Origin of the sequence: Dysosmobacter acutus (assembly GCF_018919205.1) — a bacterium.
GTDB classification, from domain to species: domain Bacteria; phylum Bacillota; class Clostridia; order Oscillospirales; family Oscillospiraceae; genus Oscillibacter; species Oscillibacter acutus.
Map to the genome: position 1 here is coordinate 2,905,594 of NZ_JAHLQN010000001.1, position 18,076 is coordinate 2,923,669.

Annotated in this window: 12 protein-coding genes; all 12 read right to left on the reverse strand. The window is 61.4% G+C overall.

Annotated elements, in window-relative coordinates; all coding sequences use genetic code 11:
* Positions 1-53 precede the first annotated feature (53 nt).
* A complete protein-coding gene (gene hgdB, locus KQI82_RS14270) occupies positions 54-1,196 on the reverse strand; it encodes a (R)-2-hydroxyglutaryl-CoA dehydratase subunit beta (protein WP_216633365.1) in 1,143 nt (380 codons plus the stop codon).
* Positions 1,196-2,647: a (R)-2-hydroxyglutaryl-CoA dehydratase subunit alpha gene (gene hgdA / locus KQI82_RS14275; RefSeq protein ID WP_216633366.1), complete on the reverse strand. Its 1,452-nt coding sequence runs from the start codon at positions 2,645-2,647 to the stop codon at positions 1,196-1,198. Before hgdA ends, hgdB begins: the two co-directional genes overlap by 1 nt.
* A gap of 56 nt (positions 2,648-2,703) precedes the next feature.
* Positions 2,704-3,492 carry a (R)-2-hydroxyglutaryl-CoA dehydratase activase HgdC gene (gene hgdC / locus KQI82_RS14280; RefSeq protein WP_216633367.1) on the reverse strand — a complete coding sequence of 263 codons (789 nt, stop codon included), beginning with the start codon at positions 3,490-3,492 and terminating at the stop codon, positions 2,704-2,706.
* Positions 3,493-3,765: 273 nt separating this feature from the next.
* Positions 3,766-5,172, reverse strand: a complete 1,407-nt coding sequence (gene lpdA / locus KQI82_RS14285) for a dihydrolipoyl dehydrogenase (RefSeq protein WP_216633368.1) — start codon at positions 5,170-5,172, stop codon at positions 3,766-3,768.
* Positions 5,169-6,188: a lipoate--protein ligase gene (locus KQI82_RS14290; protein WP_216633369.1), complete on the reverse strand. Its 1,020-nt coding sequence runs from the start codon at positions 6,186-6,188 to the stop codon at positions 5,169-5,171. The genes lpdA and KQI82_RS14290 overlap by 4 nt, the downstream gene beginning before the upstream one ends.
* Before the next feature lie 222 nt (positions 6,189-6,410).
* Positions 6,411-8,027 (reverse strand): peptide ABC transporter substrate-binding protein, encoded by a 1,617-nt coding sequence (locus KQI82_RS14295; protein ID WP_216633370.1) that lies wholly within the window; start codon positions 8,025-8,027, stop codon positions 6,411-6,413.
* Positions 8,028-8,223: 196 nt separating this feature from the next.
* Positions 8,224-9,381, reverse strand: coding sequence for a DEAD/DEAH box helicase (locus KQI82_RS14300; protein WP_216633371.1), 1,158 nt, complete (start codon positions 9,379-9,381; stop codon positions 8,224-8,226).
* 200 nt (positions 9,382-9,581) lie between these two features.
* A complete protein-coding gene (locus KQI82_RS14305) occupies positions 9,582-12,005 on the reverse strand; it encodes a glycogen/starch/alpha-glucan phosphorylase (RefSeq protein WP_216633372.1) in 2,424 nt (807 codons plus the stop codon).
* 32 nt (positions 12,006-12,037) lie between these two features.
* A complete protein-coding gene (glgA, locus tag KQI82_RS14310) occupies positions 12,038-13,720 on the reverse strand; it encodes a glycogen synthase GlgA (RefSeq protein ID WP_216633373.1) in 1,683 nt (560 codons plus the stop codon).
* Positions 13,720-14,832: a glucose-1-phosphate adenylyltransferase subunit GlgD gene (gene glgD, locus KQI82_RS14315; RefSeq protein ID WP_216633374.1), complete on the reverse strand. Its 1,113-nt coding sequence runs from the start codon at positions 14,830-14,832 to the stop codon at positions 13,720-13,722. The genes glgA and glgD overlap by 1 nt, the downstream gene beginning before the upstream one ends.
* Positions 14,829-16,037, reverse strand: coding sequence for a glucose-1-phosphate adenylyltransferase (locus KQI82_RS14320; protein WP_216633375.1), 1,209 nt, complete (start codon positions 16,035-16,037; stop codon positions 14,829-14,831). Before KQI82_RS14320 ends, glgD begins: the two co-directional genes overlap by 4 nt.
* A 2-nt stretch (positions 16,038-16,039) precedes the next feature.
* Positions 16,040-17,935: a 1,4-alpha-glucan branching protein GlgB gene (gene glgB, locus KQI82_RS14325; RefSeq protein WP_216633376.1), complete on the reverse strand. Its 1,896-nt coding sequence runs from the start codon at positions 17,933-17,935 to the stop codon at positions 16,040-16,042.
* Positions 17,936-18,076 lie beyond the last annotated feature (141 nt).

An 18,076-nucleotide genomic window follows, 5' to 3' on the forward strand; every position in this document is an offset into this window, starting at 1 on the left:
AATACCACCTTATATAAATTTATCGTTTCTGATGAAGGGGACACGCCCCGGAATCACAGGGAGATCACGTCGGCAAACGCCTGGATGGCGGTCCTGGCCTGGCCGAAATCGCGCATCTGCTGGTCCACACCCAACTTGATGTGGGGGATGCCCGCGTTGTCCAGAGCCTTCTTCAGGTAGGGGTACTCCATCTCCTCGGGATCGCAGAACTGCTGCATGAACAGCACCAGTCCCTGGGCCCCGCTCTCCCTGACCAGGTTGGCCACAAACTCGCCACGGCGGTTCTCGCTGGATTGCTCATCGTAGAGCAGCACGTCATAGTCCTGATCGGCAAACTGCTGCGCCAGCGCCTGGATGGGGTCGCCGGTCTCGGGGGCGTCCACACGGAAGGCACGGCTCTCGTGGGCCACGTCGTCGGCGGCGATGGCGATGTTGTTTTCCTCAAAAATCTCCAGCAGCTTGGGGTTGTCGCACACGATGCCGGAAGTCACCACCTTGGCGCCCTTCCAATCGCACACGCTCAGAGCCTTCAGCTCGCCGTTGAGCTGCTGAAGCTTCTCTGTATACTCCGCCTTGGGCATGAACCAGGCGGCCTTCAGTACGGCGCTGCGCTTGGTGGGGGTGATGACGTCGCAGTGCTCGTTGGCCAGCCTGGTAAACTCACGGCGGGCGGCACGGCTCTTGTTATAGACCTTGATGGAGTTCAAAATCGCCTCGTCCGCAATGGGGGCGCCGGCGATCTTCTCCAGCTCGGTGCGGACGTTGGTGTACTGGTCCACGCAGAACTTCAGGCCGAAGGCGGGTCTGCGGTACTGGGGATGGGCCAGGAAAATGCAGGGCAGCTTCTCGCTCATGGCCACGCGGATGTTCTGGCTCATGGGGCGCAGGGTATCGCAGATGGTGGGGGTGATGACGCCGTCCAAAAGGTCCATGGTGCCGTCCAGCAGCATCTCCAAATCCAGCTGGGCGATAGTGCAGTAGAAGGTGGCGCAGTATTCCTTGGCGCGGCTGATGGTCTTGTCGTTGCTGCCCCACATGCCAAAGGGCACCATACCGGCAGCATCCACCAGTTCCTCGGGGGCATAGTAGGGCATCACGCCGATGCACTTTTTGCCCTGCTTTTTATACTCTTCCAGCTGGGCCTTGGGATTGGCCGCAATCCGGCTGAACTCCTGAACCAAAGTCTCAATACTCATCACGCGTTCTCCTCCTTGGCTTTCTTGTCTTTCATGGCTTCCATGGCCTCCACCAGGCCCTGCACGCGGGTCTCGTACTGGGCTTCGTTGAAGTTGCGGGGGTCGGCCTGGTCGCCGTCAAAACCGGCGCAGGGCACGCCCAGGTCCGCGGTGAAGCGGCGCTGCATTTCGGCCATGTAGCCGGACCAAGGCTTGCAGGAGCGGTTGTAGTGGACCAGAACGCCGTCCACCTTGTTGTCCCGGCAGATGCCCTCACGCCAATCCACACCCTGCTCGATGCAGACGCTGTTGGGGGCTTTGTAGTAGGCACGGGCCATCTCGTCGATGTTGTTGTAGACAAAGCCGAAGGCCGGAGCGTACACCACGGCGGTGACGTTGACGCCATGGGCCTTCAGGGGCTTGAACAGGTTGGGCAGCTTGGGCCAGCAGGGGATGCCCTCAAACATGACGCGGTACTTCTCGGGGAAAGGCGTGGTGGTTGCCCCGGTCTTGACCGCCTCGGCCAAATCCTTCTCCAGCAGTTCAAAAGCCTCGGCGGCCTCCACCTTGCCGCGGGCGGTGACGATGTCCGCCATATGGTTGAAGAGGTCGAATCCACTGTAGGGAGCGGGCTTGTACTGCAGGTAGTCGCACACCCGCAGCCAGGCGCTGGCGGTGCGGTTGGCGTTGGCGCAGGCCTGCTCAAACTTCTTTTCGTCGAACTTTTTGCCGGTCAGCTTCTCCAGCTCGTGAATGGCGTTGTCGAACTGGGCGCGGACATAGGCCACGTTAGAATCATGTACATCCACGGTGTTGTTATAGGGGATATCGATCATGATCAGGGGGATGTTGCGCATCCGGGCGATGTTTTCATACCACTTGGTCATGCAGTTGCAGATGTTGTTGCAGCAGAGCACGAAATCAGGCTGGGGAATCTGCATCTGGCGATAGGGCTTGATGGCCGCCTTGCGCAGCTCCTTCTCCCGGCCCTCGGGCAGCGCCTCGATCTCATAGATGTCGTCCAGCACGGTATAGGGCTGCATGGTCTTGGGGTCCTTCTTGGGCTTGCCGGTCTCGGGATCGATGACCACGTTGCCGTTTTCATCCTTGAGGGGCTTGCCGCTGTTGGGATTGATGACGTACTCGCCTGTCTCCAGGTCCACCTTGCGGGACGCGCGCTTTCCGGCGGCATAGGCCAGAGAGATGCGGGCGTAGCCGCAGATGTCGTTGTCAAAGCCCAGGTCCTCGGCGGCCTGGCACATGAGCTCGCCGTCGCGGTTGGCGGCGATGCCGGCGGCCTGATTCTCCGGATACATGACGTTCAGGTCAAAGGCCTCCGCCAGCTCACAGGGGAACTTGGAGCTGGACCAGCCCACCAGCTTGCCCTCTGCATGGGCTTTGCGGGCGTCCGCATGAACGTCATCCACCACCTTGCGCAGCGCAGCTACGCCGGGGCTAACTGTTTTTGCCATGATCGTTTTCCTCCCTACTCTTTTTCAAAATTGCCATATTGTCATGCAGAGGGCGCTCAGGCCTTCTGCTCCTTTTGGTAGCGCTGATAGGCGAACAGTGCGGCCCCCAGCGCGCCGTTGTACTGGGTCAGGGGCGAGGTGTAAATCTCGTGCCCTAACTCTTTTTGCAGCGCGTTGACCACGCCGTAGTTCTGGGCCACGCCGCCGGTCATGACCACCTCATCCCGGACGCCGATGCGGTGGGCCAGACCCACCACGCGGCTGGCCACGCTGCGGTGGATGCCGTTGATGATATCCCGCTTGTCGGTGCCCTTGGCCAGCTGGCTGATGACCTCGCTCTCGGCGAAGACGGTGCAGGTGGAGCTGATGCCCACCTCCACGGTGGACTGGGCGCCCAGGGGAGCCAGGTCCTCCACCTTCACCTCCAGCACCCGGGCCATCACATCCAAAAAGCGGCCGGTTCCGGCGGCGCACTTGTCGTTCATGGCAAAGTTCACCATCATGCCGTTTTCAATCTCCAGGATTTTCACATCCTGGCCGCCGATATCGATGACCGTACGCACCTTCGGAAAGAGGAAATAGGCTCCGCGGGCGTGGCAGCTCAGCTCGCTCATCTGCTGGTCGGCAATGCCCTCCAGCGAATTGCGGCCATAGCCGGTGGCCAGCACATAGCCCATGTCCTCACGCTTCATATTGCAGTTCTCCAACACCTCGCGGATGGCCCGGGCCGGACCGCTGGTGCCGGCGCCCACCGAGACCAGGGACTTACCCACGATCTCCTGCCCATCCTTCAGTACAATGCACTTGGAGGCGGTGGACCCCACATCGATTCCCATTGTATACATGCTGAAAAATCCCTTTCCTGTCTCCTCCCCCGGCGCCGCGGCGCCGCTTGTTCGGGGCGGAAACGCTGATCATACCTCTCTTAGGCTACCCTAAGCATAGCACACAAGAGCAGTTAGTAAATAGAAGGAAGCGCTAAAAAATTGCGGTATCTTGCGATTTTGTTTTTTCAAATATCTGTTTTTTCCCGGATGCTTCCATTCTGACGGAATTTTCATAAGTTTTCGGACAAAATTGTTCTCTCTGTTCTCTGGGAAAACAGCCGGAAAACGACGTCAATTGCGGCTGTGAATGGCACGTTTCTCCACATTCAGGGCCGCCTCCCGCACCGCCTCGGTGACGGTGGGGTGGGAGTGGATGGTCCCGATGATGTCGTCCACGGTGGCGCCCACGCGGATGGCCAGGGCTCCCTCGGAGATAAGGTCCGTGGCCCGGGGACCGATGATGTGCATGCCGATCACCTTGTTGTCGGAGCGGTTGGCGATGATCTTCACCAGTCCCTCGCCGCCGTTGAGAATCAGAGCCTTGCCGTTGGCGGCCATGGGGAACTTGCCCACGATGTAGTCCAGTTCCCGGGCCTTGGCCTGCTCCTCGGTGAGGCCCACGCCGGCGCACTCCGGCTCGATGTAGACGCAGGTGGGGTTGGTGGACTCATCGTAGGCCGCGTCCAGGCCCATGGCATTCTCCACGGCCACCTCGCCCATGGCGGAGGCGGTGTGGGCCAGCTGGGCCCGGCCGAACACACAATCACCGACGGCGTAGACGCCGGGAACATTGGTCTCCATCCGGTCGTTGACCAGGATGCGGCCCCGGTCGTTCTCAATGCCTCCGGCGGCCAGATTCAATCTCTCGGTATTGGCCCGGCGGCCCACCGCCACCAGCACCTTCTCCGCCTCAAAGAAAACGTCTTCGCCCTTTTTGTCCTTGCAGTTGACCCGCACGCCGCCCTCCGCGGCCTCCACGGACTGTACAGGGGTCTCAAGATGGAACTCAATGCCCATCCTGCGCATGTGGCGCTGGCCCAGGCGGGTCAGCTCGCCGTCCATCATAGGCAGCATGGAGGGCATCATCTCCACCACAGTGATCCTGGTGCCGAAAGCCGCATAGGCGCAGGCGATCTCCAGGCCGATGACGCCGCCGCCGATGACGATCATGCTGGCGGGCAGGTGATCCAGACTCAGCGCCCCGGTGGAGTCGATGCAGTTTTCGTTCTCCCGGATGCCGGGAATGGGAGGCACCGCGTTGACGGATCCGGTGGCTAAGATGATCTTGTCCGCGGTCATCTCCTCCTCCGTGCCGTCGCTCTTTTTCACCAGCAGTTTACGGGGGCCGGTGAATTCGGCCGTGCCGTCCACCCGGGCCACCTTATTGGTTTTCAGCAGATTGGCGATGCCGCCGGTCAGTTTTTTTGATACGGCGTCCTTGTGGGCGATGACCTGGGGGAAGTCGACCTCCGCTCCGGTGACCTTCACGCCGATCTCCGCGCCCTGCTCCCGGATCTGGGAGAGAAGCTCCGCGCTGTGCAGCAGGCATTTGGTGGGGATGCATCCCACATTCAGGCAGGTTCCCCCCAGATGCTCCCGCTCGATCAGGGTCACGTCGGCGCCTAACTGGGCCGCGCGGATGGCCGCTACATATCCGCCGGGACCGCCGCCCACCACAAGAATGGATGTATTGCTCATTTCGTTTCCTCCTTCTCAATCTTCCGCAGGTCAAATATCGTATCCAGGATTTCCTCCCGGGCAATTCCTCCAAAGCAGCGCTCCAGCGGGAACCGGTCTATCACCGCGGCCACGTCCTCCCGGCGGAAAGGAACTCCGCAAAGGGCCTGCCGCAGGTCGTCCAGGGGGCACAGGGCCAAAAAATCCCCGTAAAAGACCGCGTGGGCAATATGTCCCTGCTCCACCGCCATCCTGACCTCCAGAATACCGCCGTCCCATTTGCGGCGGTTTTCCAGCCCATAGCGGGGCGAGGCGCCGAAGTTCCACTCCCAGGTGTCGTACTTTGTCTCCTTCAGCCGGCGGACCTCCGCCAGCTCCCCCTCCGTGAGTGCCTCTTCCTCCAGTCCTCCGGCGGCCAAAGCGCCCTTCAGATAGTCCCAGAATTCCCGCAGCGTCATGTCCTTTTTCAGCATGGGCCGGATATTCCCGATCCGGCTGCGGACGGACTTGGCGCTTTTGGACTGGAACTTCAGGGGATCCGCGTTCAGCGCCCCGGCCACCATGCCGGGGTTTGCGTCAAAGAGCAGCGTGCCGTGGTGGAGAATCCGTCCTCCCGTGAGCCGCTGGGCGGTTCCGGAGACCTTCTTCCCCTCCGCAAGGATGTCGTTGCGGCCGGATGCCTCCGCCTCCACCCCCAGCTCCCGGAGCGCCCGCACCACGGGGGCCGTAAAGCGCTGGGCCATGCGGTCGTTTTCCGCCGCGTCGGTGATAAAGGAGTAATTCAGATTTCCCAGGTCATGATAGACCGCCCCGCCGCCGGTGGTGCGGCGCACCACATGGATGCCATGCTCCTCCACAAAGGCGCGGTTGATCTCCGCCTCGGCGTTTTGATTCTGGCCGATGACGATGGTGTTGTCGTTCTGCCACAGCATCAGGTAGTTTCCCCTGGTGCGATGGGTCAGCACATATTCCTCCAGCGCCAGGTTGTAGGCGGGGTCCTTGGAATGGGTTTCCATATATCGGGTCACGTCGGGCATAGGCGTCTCCTTCCGGGCAAATGTCGTGTTTATTATATACGGTTCCCGGTCCTTTGACAACCCGCCAGATTGGAGGTTCAGCTCATAGAAGCCCTCATGGTTCCCACCTTTTCCCGGGTCTGACCATCGGCCTGCGCTCGTTTTTTAAAAAAAGCAAAGAGGGGCGGCACCGCCTCCCCTCCTTGTTCCCTAACGCTGGCAACTGCCGCGCCGAACGGCGCTTCAGGTCAATGTGAGCGCCACACTGCCCAAATACCAGTGGCCCATGCTGTCCTGATAAAATCCGGAAAAGCCGTACTGCGACTCCCCGTCGCTGCCCACGCTGTAGAGCGGCGCCAGAGCCGCGTCCTCCAGCAGCAGCGTTTCCGCGTCATGGAGGCAGGCCACCCGGGCCAACTCATCTGTTGCGCTGCGCACCACCGTCATCAGCGTGTCAAAGGCGCTGTTGCTGTAGCCGGCAAAATTGTGCTCATTGCCGCTTTCCCAGCGCTCCAAAAATCCCATGGCGTCGGCCACCGGCGAGGTAATCTCCACCGCGGCCAGTCCATAGGTCCCGTTGGCCAAAGCCTCCTCCATCTCCTGGCCGGAGACCGCCCGGGCGCTCACCTGGACCCCAAGCTGCTCCTTCCACATCTGCACCACGGCCTGGGCCACCTCCGCAGCATCCCCCTCGTCCACATAGAGGTACTCCACAGCCGGGAAGGAAGCGCCGTCAGCGTACCCGGCCTGGGCCAAACTCTCCCGGGCGGCCTCGCAGTTGTCCCCGTACGCCCGGTCCGTGCTCAACAAATCCCCTCCGCAGGAGCGGAAGCTCTCCTCCTTTGTCTCCATCACGCCGCCGGGCACAAGCCCCCGGGCGGCGACCGCCCCCGGACCTGCTATCTCACTCAGGGCGGCGCGGTCAATCGACAGGGAAAAGGCCCGGCGCACCTGTGGGTCGGCAAAGGCCTCGTTGGCGTTGTTCATCAGCACCGTATAGGTGGACAGCCCCTGGGGCTGGACATACAGCTTGTTTTCCAGACGCTCTGCCAGCCGCTGGTCCGGTATGGGCGACACAAAGTCCGCCGTATTGTCCAGAAACAGGGCGTAGGCGTCCTCCACCGTATCGGCCAGATAGAACCTGATGCTCTCCGGCCCGCCGGACCTGCTCTCATGGTACTGCTCATTCGCCTCGACCGTCAGGTACTCTCCCTCCCGGAGCGCACCCACCTGATAGGCTCCGTTGGTGACGGAGCTCTCCCAGTCCTGACCCCATCCCTCCCGGACCAGATCCTCCCGGACCGGCATGGTGGCGGCTGCCGTACACACCTCGGTGATAAAGTAGGGGCACTTGTAACCCAGCGTGACGATCAGCGTGTCCTCGTCCCTTGCCTCCACACCCAGTTCCGACACACCGGCGCCGGCGCGGACCTGCTGATACCCCTGTACCATCTCCAGCAGGGTGTGGTTTGGGGAACCCTGGGCCGGGTCCACCAGGCGCTGCCAGGCGTAGACAAAGTCCTGGGCCGTCACCCGCTCCCCGTCGGACCACCTGGCCTCCGGGCGGAGCTGAAACGTATAGGTCACCGTTCCGTCGTGGTTGGTTTCCTCGTTATAGCTTTTTGCCGCGCCGCCGGCAAGCTCTGTCTCCTCCGACGGTGTAAGAACGGTGCGCATCAGGTTCTCATAGAGATGCAGCACCACTGTCTCGTTGGCCTGGCCCACGGCCATGGCCGGGTCCAGGGTATCCACTTGTCCTGCAATGGATGCGTTGAGGGAAAACGCGCTCCCCTGCCCCGCTCCGCATCCGGTCAGCAGCAACAGGCTCATCAGCGCGCACAGCACCATTCGTCTCTTCATCAGAAAATCCCTCTTTTCTTGATCCATACAACAGTTCCATCCGGGAAAGTACCCGTAATTATACTTGCTTTACTCCGGTTTGTAAAGCCAATGGCAACAAATAAGTAACAAATAATTACAAATTAAAGAATTGTTTACATTTGGCCTCTCCGCCCATATGCGCAAAAGCGCGGAGCAGCTCTGCTCCGCGCCTGGCCTATTCGACCTCCGTCAGCGTGCCGTCCTCGTTGAAGCACACGTTGATGATGTGGTTTTTGGTAAACTTGGCAATGTCGTCCATCCGCATTTTGGAGGGATAGTCGGAGACAAAGGTCACCGCCACGCCGTGGCGTCTGGCCCGGCCCGTGCGACCGATGCGGTGGATGTAGTCCTGGTTTTCATCCGGCACATCGCAGTTGAACACCGCGTCCACATCGTCCACGTCAATGCCCCGGGCCGCCACATCCGTGGCCACAAACACCCGCAGCTCGCCCTTGCGGAACCGGTCCATCACCTGCTCCCGCTTGCGCTGCGGGATGTCGCCGTGGATGCACTCCGCGTCCACGCCCCGCATCTGCAAAAACTTGGTGATCCGCTCCGTTGAGCCCTTGGTGTTGCAAAAGACCATCACCCGCTCCAGCTCCCCGTTCTTGATGAGCTTCACAATGGCGTCGGTCTTTTCGCTCTGGGGCAGTTCCATGCGGAACTGGAGGATGTCCGGCTTGTTCTCCTCGTCGGGGCGTACCTCGATCTCCACTGCGTCCCGCTGATAGACCCAGGCGATGTCCATGACCTCCCGAGAGATGGTGGCGGAAAAGAGTCCTAAGTTCCGCCGCTTGTCCATCCGGTCCAGCAGCTTGGTCACATCGTGGATAAAGCCCATGTCCAGCATCCGGTCCGCCTCGTCCAGCACCACGGTCTGGGCCGTGTCCACCCGGACGGTGCGGCGCTTCATGTGGTCGGCCAGCCGCCCCGGCGTGGCCACCACGATCTGAGGCTTTTTCTTCAGCGCGTCGATCTGCTTGCCGATGGGCTGTCCGCCGTAAAGGCAGACGATCCGCACGCCGTTCCGGAAGGCGGCCAGGTCCCGCAGCTCCCCGGCGGTCTGCATGGCCAGCTCCCGTGTGGGGGCCAGGATCACCGCCTGCACCTCCTCATTGGCCGGGTCGATATGCTCGATAATGGGGATGCCGAAGGCAAAGGTCTTGCCCGTCCCGGTGGGCGCCTTGGCAATGACGTCCTTCCACTCCCGCATGGGCGGGATGCACCCGGCCTGCACCGGAGTGGACATCTCAATCCCTTTTTTCTCAATGGCGCGCATGATCTCCGGCGTCAGGCCCAGGGAGTCAAAGCGCACGCCCTGTGTAATTTCCATAGCTTGTTCCTCTTATCCTCTATTCTATCCCGCATGGTGCGCGATTTGCAAAAAAGTGACGGAAATACTCCGTCACTTTAGATCATACCGGATTTTCGGCCAAAATGCAAGTAAAATCAGCTTTTTGAGTGAAAAGGCGCCTTCCATCCGATAAAAAGACGCGGCGCCGATACGCCGCGTCCTTTTATCGGATTGTTGGATCACCTGTGGTCCACGTGCCAGATGCGGTCAGCGTACTCCGCCACGGCCCGATCGGCGGCAAATATGCCGGAGCGGGCGATGTTGTGCAGGCTCATCCGGTTCCAAGCCGCCGGATCGGCGTAGGCTTCCACCATCCGCTTCTCCGCCGCGCAGTAGGCGGCAAAGTCCGCCAGCAGCAGATATTCGTCCGCCGCGCTGTTGCTCCCGGTCACCAGCCGGGCAAAGAGGTCCTCATAGCTCACCCCGTCCCGGAATCCGGTTTTCAGCTGATCCAGCGCCCGGCGGAGGATGGGGTCCCGTGCATAGAGCCGCTGGGGCAGGTAGCCACTAACCCTGAGCTCCGCCACCTCATCGGCGTGGAGGCCGAAGAGGAACATGTTCTCATCGCCTAACACGTCGTGCATCTCCACGTTGGCGCCGTCCAGGGTCCCCACCGTCAACGCGCCGTTCATCATGAACTTCATGTTGCCGGTGCCGCTGGCCTCCTTGCCCGCGGTGGAAATCTGCTGGCTGACCTCGCTGGCGGGGATCAGCCGCTCCGCCAGGGACACCCGGTAGTTCTCCAGAAACACCACCTGGAGCTTATCTTTGCAGATGGGATCGTGGTTGATCTGGTCCGCCAGGGAGTTGATGAGGTGGATGATCCGCTTGGCAACCGCATAGCCCGGCGCCGCCTTGGCGCCGAAGAGGAAGGTCTGGGGCTGCATGGTCCGGCCGGGATCGTCCTGAAGCTGCTGGTACAGGATGATGATATGCAGCGCGTTGAGAAGCTGACGCTTGTATTCGTGGAGCCGCTTGACCTGCACGTCGAAGATGGCGTCCGGGTTGAGCACCACATCCTGCGTTCTGCGGACATAGCCGGAAAAGGCCTCCTTATTCTTCCGCTTGATCTCCGCCAGACGCTGAAGCACCTCCGGGTCGTCCGCGTAATCGTCCAACTTTTTCAGCGCCCCGGGGTGGAGCAGATACTCGTCTCCCCCGGTCAGATCCCGGATCATCCGGTCCAGTCCGGGGTTGATTTCAGAGAGCCAGCGGCGGTGGTCGATGCCGTTGGTGACGTTTTGGAACTTCCAGGGCTCCATGCCGCAGGCGTTGCGGAAGAGCTCCTTTTTCAAAATGCCGGAGTGGAGGCCGCTGACGCCGTTGACGGCCATGCCCCCGGCGATGCAGAGATTCGCCATGCGGACCTGGCCGCCCCAGATGATGGCCATGTCCTCGGTCTTGGCGCTGTCGTGATAAAAGTCCTCCACTCTCTCCTGCCAGCGGCCGGATATCTCCATCAGGATCTGCCAGATCCTGGGAAGGTTCCGCTGAATCAGGTCCTGAGGCCAGCGCTCTAATGCCTCGGAGAGCACCGTGTGGTTGGTGTAGGCCACGGAGTGGGTGGTGATGTACCACGCCTCATCCCATCCCAGGCCCGCGTCGTCGATGAGCAGGCGCATCAGCTCCGGGATCACCAGGGCCGGGTGGGTGTCGTTGACCTGGAACACGTTTTTCTCGTGGAAGTTCTTCAGTGTGCCATAGGTCTCGAGGTGGCGGCGCGCCACGCTCTGCACCGTGGCGGAGACAAAGAAGTACTGCTGCTTTAAGCGCAGGGACTTGCCCTCAATGTGGTTGTCCTCCGGGTAGAGCACCTTGGCAATGACCTCCGCCATGGCGTGGGCCTCGGTGGCCTTCAGGTACTCGCCCTGGGAGAAAAGGGACATGTCCACAGGGGCCGGGGACTTGGCGTCCCACAGCCGCAGGGTATTGGTATGGCGCGTCTCATAGCCGGCGATCTCCATGTCGCAGGGGATGGCCAGCACGGTCTGGTAGTTCTCGTGGACCACATGGTGGTGTCCGTCCGCCCAGAACTCCCGGATGTTTCCGCCGAAGTGGACCTCCTCCGTCTCCTGGGGCTTTGGCATCAGCCACGCGTCGCCCAGGTCCTTCCAGTTGTCCGGCAGCTCCACCTGCTGCCCCTCGATGATCTTCTGGCGGAAGAGCCCTAACTCATAGCAGATGGAGTAGCCGGTGGCCGGAATCTCCAGGGTGGTCATGCTGTCCAGGTAGCAGGCGGCCAAGCGGCCAAGGCCGCCGTTTCCAAGGGCGGCGTCCGGCTCTAACTCAAAGATATCCGCCGCCCGGAATCCCAAATTCTCCAGGGCCTGGCGCAGCTGGGGCAGAAGCCCCAGGTTGTACGCGTTTTTCATCAGGCTGCGGCCCATGAGAAATTCCAGGGACATATAGTGCACCTGGCGCTTTTCCTCCCGGCGGACCATCTGCTTGGTCTCCACCTCACGGATCGCCATCATATCCCGCAGCACCAGGGCGCAGGCCTTCATCATCTGGGCGTCGGTGGCCTCTTCCACCGTACTGCCGAAATTCAGGCGCAGCTTGGCCTCCAGCGCTCCCTCCAATGTCTTGCTCGTCACAGTTGCCATTTACGTTGCGTTTCCTTTCTGCACCCGGGCCTTCAGCCCAGGATTTTGTCATAGATGCGCCGGTATTCCTCCGCGCTCCGCCGCCAGCTGTAGTCGCCGGTCATGCCGCGCTTCTGGAGGCGGCGGAATGCCTCCCGATCGCCGCGGTACAGCTCCACCGCCTGGCCGATGACGCTGAGCATATCGGCGCTGTCGTAGTTGGCAAAGGTGAAGCCGTTTCCGCTGTCCCGCCATGCCTCATAGGGCTGGACCGTATCTTTCAGTCCCCCGGTCTCCCGGACGATGGGCACGGTGCCGTAGCGCATGGCGATCATCTGACTCAGCCCGCAGGGCTCGCTGCGCGAGGGCATCAGGAAGAGGTCCGCCCCGGCGTAGACGTTCATGCTCATGGCCTCGCTGTAGCCGATATAGGCGCACAGGCGGCCGGGGTAGCGCTGCTGGGCCCAGCGGAAGAATTCCTCGTACTTGTAGTCGCCCTTGCCCACCAGGACCACCTGGACCGGCAGCTCCATCAGGGCCTGGAGCGATTGCTGCACCAAATCCAGTCCCTTGTGGGAAACCAGCCGGGAGACCATGCCGATCACCGGAGTGTCCGCCTCCTCCCGCAGTCCCAGCAGCCGCTGCAGCTCCGATTTGTCCCTCACCTTACCGGAGAGGTCCTCCGCGCTGTAGGCGGCGGCAATGGTGTGATCCTCCGCCGGATTGTAGCGCTCCATGTCCAGCCCGTTGAGCACGCCGTAGAGCTTGTCGCCGCAATTGCTGACTATGCTCTCCAGCCCATGGGCAAAGTAGGCGAACTTCAGTTCCTGGGCATAGGAGGGGGATACGGCGGTCACCGCGTCGGCGCAGAGCATGGCGCCCTTGATCAGATTGATGTCCCCGTCCATTTCCAGCGTGCCGTCCCGGAGCCAGCCGGCGTTCAGGCCGAAAAGGTCTCCCAGGGTCTCCTTGCCGTAGCGGCCCTGGTATTCAATATTATGCACCGTAATCACCGTGCGAATCCCCCGGAGCTCCTCCTCCCGGACGCCGTCGTCCTTCAAATACACGGGAACAAGGGCGCTTTGCCAGTCGTTACAGTGGATCACCTCGGGCCGGAAATCCAGATGGGGCAGCAGTTCCACCACCGCGCGGCAAAAATAGGCGAACCGCTCGCCGTCGTCATAATAGCCGTAGAGCTCCGGGCGCTTAAAATACTGCTCGTTGTCCACAAAGTACCAGGTGACGCCGTCCTTCTCCATGCGGAACAGCCCGCAGTACAGGCTGCGCCAGGCCAGACGGACGTAGATGTACTTCACATACTCCAGCTTGTCTCCGAAGGCGTCCTTCACCTTCTGGTACAGCGGCAGGATCACCGCCACCCGGTTCCCCGCCTCGGCCAGGGCCTGGGGCAGGGAGCCCGCCACATCAGCCAGGCCCCCGGTCTTGCAAAAGGGCACCGCCTCGCTGGTCACGTACAGAATCCGCCGGGGCTCCGGAGCTGCCGCCGAGGCCGGCGCCGTCTCCGCGGCAGCGGAGGCAGGGCTCCGCACCGGGAGGGTCTTCTCAATGGGCGCGGTTTTCTCAATAGGGGCGGCTGCCTTTTTCCCCGCCGGTTTCCCACCCGCACGGGGAGCCGGTTTTTGTGGCGTTGTTTTTGCAGCCGGCGCCTTTGCGGTCTTTTTCTCAGCGGGCTTGGCGGTCTTTCCGGGTCCTTCGTTTCCTTTTTTCGTTGTCATTACACGATCGCTCCTTTTGATACCACCACGGGGTAGGTTTCATGGCCCATCAGATGGCGCCCTTCCAGAATCTCCACTTTCTTATCCGCGATGACATAGTGCAGCACCGCGTCGCGGCGCACCACAGCGCCCTTGAACAGCACACAGTTGCGCACCTCCGCGCCCCGCTCCACCGTGACCCCGGGGAAGAGGATGGAATTCTCCACCGTACCCTCCACGCAGCAGCCGTCTGCCACCAGGGAGTTGCGGCAGCTTGGCCGGGGATCGATATAGGCGGAGGCTTCGTCGCTGCTCTTGGCCCGGATCGGCCGCTCCTCACAGAAGAGGTCCTTCCGTATTGCCGGGTCCAGCAGCTGCATGCTGCGGTCGTAATACTCCTTCACAGAGCGGATCTGTGCGGCGAACCCGCCCCAGATGAAGGCCCGGATGTTCAGCGTTTCCCCCTGGGCCTGCAGCACATCCCGGCGCAGGCTATACTGGTCGTGGCTGGCGCAGTAGTCCACCAGATCGGTGAGCAGACGGGTGGAGATGACATAGACCTCAAGGGATCGGTTGCCCCGGGGACAATTGGTGTGATAGACCGTGTCGATCACACGGCCCGAGTCGTCAATCTGAAAATAGGTGCCGTCGTCCACCTCAAAGCAGTCGTTGCCGCACACCACCGTAATGTCCGCGCCGGAGCTCATGTGGTGCTCCAGCACCTGGTCCAGCGGCAGGTTCACCACCAGGTCCCCGTCCATCATCACCACGTAGTCCTGGCGGATTTCATCCAGGTAGGAGCGGACGCCGGCCAGTGCCTCCATCTTTCCCCGGAAGGCTCTGTCCCCCCACTGCTGGGTAAAGGCAAAGGGCGGGAGAATCTTCAGTCCGCCCCGCTTGCGGCTCAGGTCCCAGTTCTTTCCGGTGCCCAGGTGGTCCAGAAGGCTCTGGTAGCGGCCATGGAGCACCACCCCCACGTCGGTGACGCCGGCGTTGATCAGATTGGAGAGGCTGAAGTCCACCGCCCGGTAGCGCCCGCCGAAGGGAATGGAGGACGGGGAACGGATTTCACTGAGTTCCCGCAGGTTGTTCCGCTTTTCATAGGAGAATATGATTCCATGCATCCCGTTCATCTTGACACCTCCTCGCCGTTTCGATCCAGAATGGTCTTGGGGGCAATTACCCGGTCCGCTTCCACCTCCGTGCCCGGGCCTAACACCGCCAGCCCCCAGTTCACCGGCTCCACCCGCTCCGGGTGGTCTCCGACCCTGGCCCCGGCGCGGATGCGGCAGTTTTCACCCAAAATCGCGTAGCGCACCACGGCGCCCCGCTCCACCGTGACTCCGGGCATCAGCACGGAATAGGAGACCTCCGCCCCCTCCTCCACCGTGACATCCTGAGACAGCACGGAGTTTTTCACCGTGCCCTGAAGGTCGCAGCCCCGGCTGATGGCGCTGTTGGATATTTCCACCTGAGGACCCAAAAAGGCCGGGGGCAGCGAGGTGGTCCTGGCATAGATGGGCCAGTCGGGGTCCAGCAGGTCCAGCCCCGTGTCCCGGGCCAGCATATCCATATTGGCGTCCCACAGGGATTCCAGCGTACCCACGTCCTTCCAGTAGCCGGAAAAGCGGTAGGCGGCCATCTTCTCTCCCGCCTTCAGCATGGCGGGGATGATGTTCTTGCCGAAGTCGTTGCTGGAATCATTGTCCGCCTCATCCTCGATGAGATAGCGGCGCAGGGTCTGCCAGGAGAAGACATAGATGCCCATGGAGGCCAGGTTGCTCTTGGGCGCTTTCGGCTTTTCCTCAAACTCGGTGATGCGGTCGGACTCATCCACGTTCATGATGCCGAACCGGGGCGCTTCGTCCCAGGGCACCTCCATGACGGAGATGGTGCAGGCGGCGGCGCTCTCCTTATGGCGCCTGACCATCAGGGAGTAGTCCATCTTGTAGATGTGGTCGCCGGAGAGGATCACCACATAGTCCGGGTCATAGAGGTCGATGAAGCCCATGTTCTGATAGATGGCGTTGGCGGTGCCCTTGTACCAGGTCCCGCCGGTGGCGGACTGATAGGGCGGCAGGATGTGGACGCCGCCGTCGGTGTGGTCCAGGTCCCAGGGCTGGCCGTTGCCGATGTAGCTATTGAGCTCCAGCGGCCGGTACTGAGTCAGGACGCCCACCGTGTCGATCCCCGAATTGGCGCAGTTGGACAGCGGGAAATCGATAATGCGGAATTTCCCTCCAAAGGGGACTGCCGGCTTTGCCATCTCCCCGGTGAGCACGTAGAGCCGGCTTCCCTGTCCGCCTGCCAGCAGCATGGCGATGCACTCTTTTTTCATTTTTACACCATCCCTTTCCTTTCCTTGCCCTGGAGTGAAGAACTGCGTTTGCTTCCACGGCGGGCCTCTCCCCGGAAGAATACGGCGCCAAAGGGCGGGATGCGGATGGCGATAGACTGGAGCTTCCCGTGGGAGGGAATCTGCTCCACCGCTATGGCCGTCTCATTGGAAACGCCGCTTCCGCCGTAGGCGGGGTCGTCCGTGTTGAAGATCTCTCTGTAGCGCGCTTTGTCGCTCACGCCGAAGCGGTAGTTCTCATAGGTGTTGGGGGAAAAGTTGACGGCGCAGACCACTTCCCTGCCCGCCTTGTCCCGGCGCGCAAACACAGCCACATTGTTCTGGTTGTCATCGGCCACCAGCCATTCAAAGCCGGCCCAGTCCCGATCCACCTCCCACAGCGGGCTCTGATGGAGGTAAAAGTGGTTCATATCCCGGAAAAACTGCTGAATCTGCTGGTTTTCAGGATGCTCCAGCAGATACCAGTCCAGCCCTCCGTCCGCGTCCCACTCATGCCACTGGCCTATCTCCGCGCCCATAAACATCAGCTTCTTGCCGGGATGGGCCATCATATAGGCGTAAAATCCCCTCAGGCACTGAAGTTGGGTCCGGTAGTCCCCGGGCATCTTCCCCACCACCGAGCCCTTCATGTGGACCACCTCATCGTGGGACATGGGAAGGATATAGTTCTCAGAAAAGGCGTACATCATGGAGAAGGTCAGGTCCCTATGGTGGTGCTGGCGGAAATAGGGGTCTAACTTCAGATAGTGGCACATGTCGTTCATCCAGCCCATGTTCCACTTCAGGTTGAAGCCCAGTCCCCCCTCCTCCGGCGGATAGGTCACCAGAGGCCAGGCGGTGGACTCCTCCGCCACCATCAGCGCGTGGGGGTTGACGGCAAAGGCAGTGCGGTTCAGGTCCCGCAGGAAATCGATGGCCTCCAGGTTCTCCTTCCCGCCGTGGCGGTTGGGCGTCCATGCGCCGTCGGGCCGGTCATAGTCCAGGTACAGCATGGAGGCCACCGCGTCCACCCGCAATCCGTCGATGTGGTATTCCCGCAGCCAGAAGGCCGCCGAGGCGAGCAGGAAATCCCGGACCTCCCGCCTTCCGTAGTCAAAGACCCGGGTGCCCCACAGCGCGTGCTCCCGCTTGTTGGGATCGGCGTACTCATAGCAGCACCCGCCGTCAAACTCATAGAGCCCCTGCTCATCCTTGCAGAAGTGGGCGGGCACCCAGTCCAGTATGACGCCCAAGCCATGGCGGTGCATGCACTCCACGAAATACATGAAGTCGTGGGGCGTGCCGAACCGGGAGGTGGGGGCGAAATATCCGGTGCATTGATAGCCCCAGGAGTCGTCCAGGGGGTGCTCCGTCACCGGCAGCAGCTCCACGTGGGTATAGCCCATGCCGCTCACATAGCAGGACAGCTCCTCCGCCAGGCTCCGGTAGTCATAAAAGGCCCCGTCCTCCCGCCGCCTCCAGGATCCAAGGTGCACCTCATAGATGTTCAGCGGCCGGTTGTAGAGTTCTTTGGGCTTCCAGTGGCCGTCCTTCCACTGGTAGCCGGAAAGATCGTAGAGCTTGCTGGCCGTTCCGGGGCGGGTCTCCGCGTGGAAGGCATAGGGATCGCTTTTCCACACCTCCTGCCCGCTCTGTCCCACAACGGCATATTTGTACGTGTCGTATTGGGCGAGGCCGGGGATGAACGTCTCCCAGTCCTGGCCCTCTCTCTCCATTGGGTTTGTCAAGGGATCCCACCCGTTGAATTCTCCCACCACGGAAACGCCGCGCGCCTGGGGGGCCCAGACCCGGAAGCGCCATCCTGCCCGTCCGTCTTTCTCTTCCGGATGGGCGCCGTATACGTCGTAGTCTCTGGCAATGGTCAGATCTCCCAATTCCATATGGTTCCCTCTCTCCGAATTCCGCACAGGGTATCCTTTCCAAAATAAGGAATAAATTACCATCTCCTGGGCAGAAATTCATCTTGTATTTACACTTTATATTATAGGCTTCCCCCAGGACAGCGTCAAGGACGCGAATGT

Bases quoted from the DNA above. Each gene is read 5' to 3' on its own strand.
- hgdB (WP_216633365.1), bottom strand. From the start codon at position 1,196: ATGAGTATTGAGACTTTGGTTCAGGAGTTCAGCCGGATTGCGGCCAAT.
- hgdA (WP_216633366.1), bottom strand. From the start codon at position 2,647: ATGGCAAAAACAGTTAGCCCCGGCGTAGCTGCGCTGCGCAAGGTGGTG.
- hgdC (WP_216633367.1), bottom strand. From the start codon at position 3,492: ATGTATACAATGGGAATCGATGTGGGGTCCACCGCCTCCAAGTGCATT.
- lpdA (WP_216633368.1), bottom strand. From the start codon at position 5,172: ATGAGCAATACATCCATTCTTGTGGTGGGCGGCGGTCCCGGCGGATAT.
- KQI82_RS14290 (WP_216633369.1), bottom strand. From the start codon at position 6,188: ATGCCCGACGTGACCCGATATATGGAAACCCATTCCAAGGACCCCGCC.
- KQI82_RS14295 (WP_216633370.1), bottom strand. From the start codon at position 8,027: ATGAAGAGACGAATGGTGCTGTGCGCGCTGATGAGCCTGTTGCTGCTG.
- KQI82_RS14300 (WP_216633371.1), bottom strand. From the start codon at position 9,381: ATGGAAATTACACAGGGCGTGCGCTTTGACTCCCTGGGCCTGACGCCG.
- KQI82_RS14305 (WP_216633372.1), bottom strand. From the start codon at position 12,005: ATGGCAACTGTGACGAGCAAGACATTGGAGGGAGCGCTGGAGGCCAAG.
- glgA (WP_216633373.1), bottom strand. From the start codon at position 13,720: ATGACAACGAAAAAAGGAAACGAAGGACCCGGAAAGACCGCCAAGCCC.
- glgD (WP_216633374.1), bottom strand. From the start codon at position 14,832: ATGAACGGGATGCATGGAATCATATTCTCCTATGAAAAGCGGAACAAC.
- KQI82_RS14320 (WP_216633375.1), bottom strand. From the start codon at position 16,037: ATGAAAAAAGAGTGCATCGCCATGCTGCTGGCAGGCGGACAGGGAAGC.
- glgB (WP_216633376.1), bottom strand. From the start codon at position 17,935: ATGGAATTGGGAGATCTGACCATTGCCAGAGACTACGACGTATACGGC.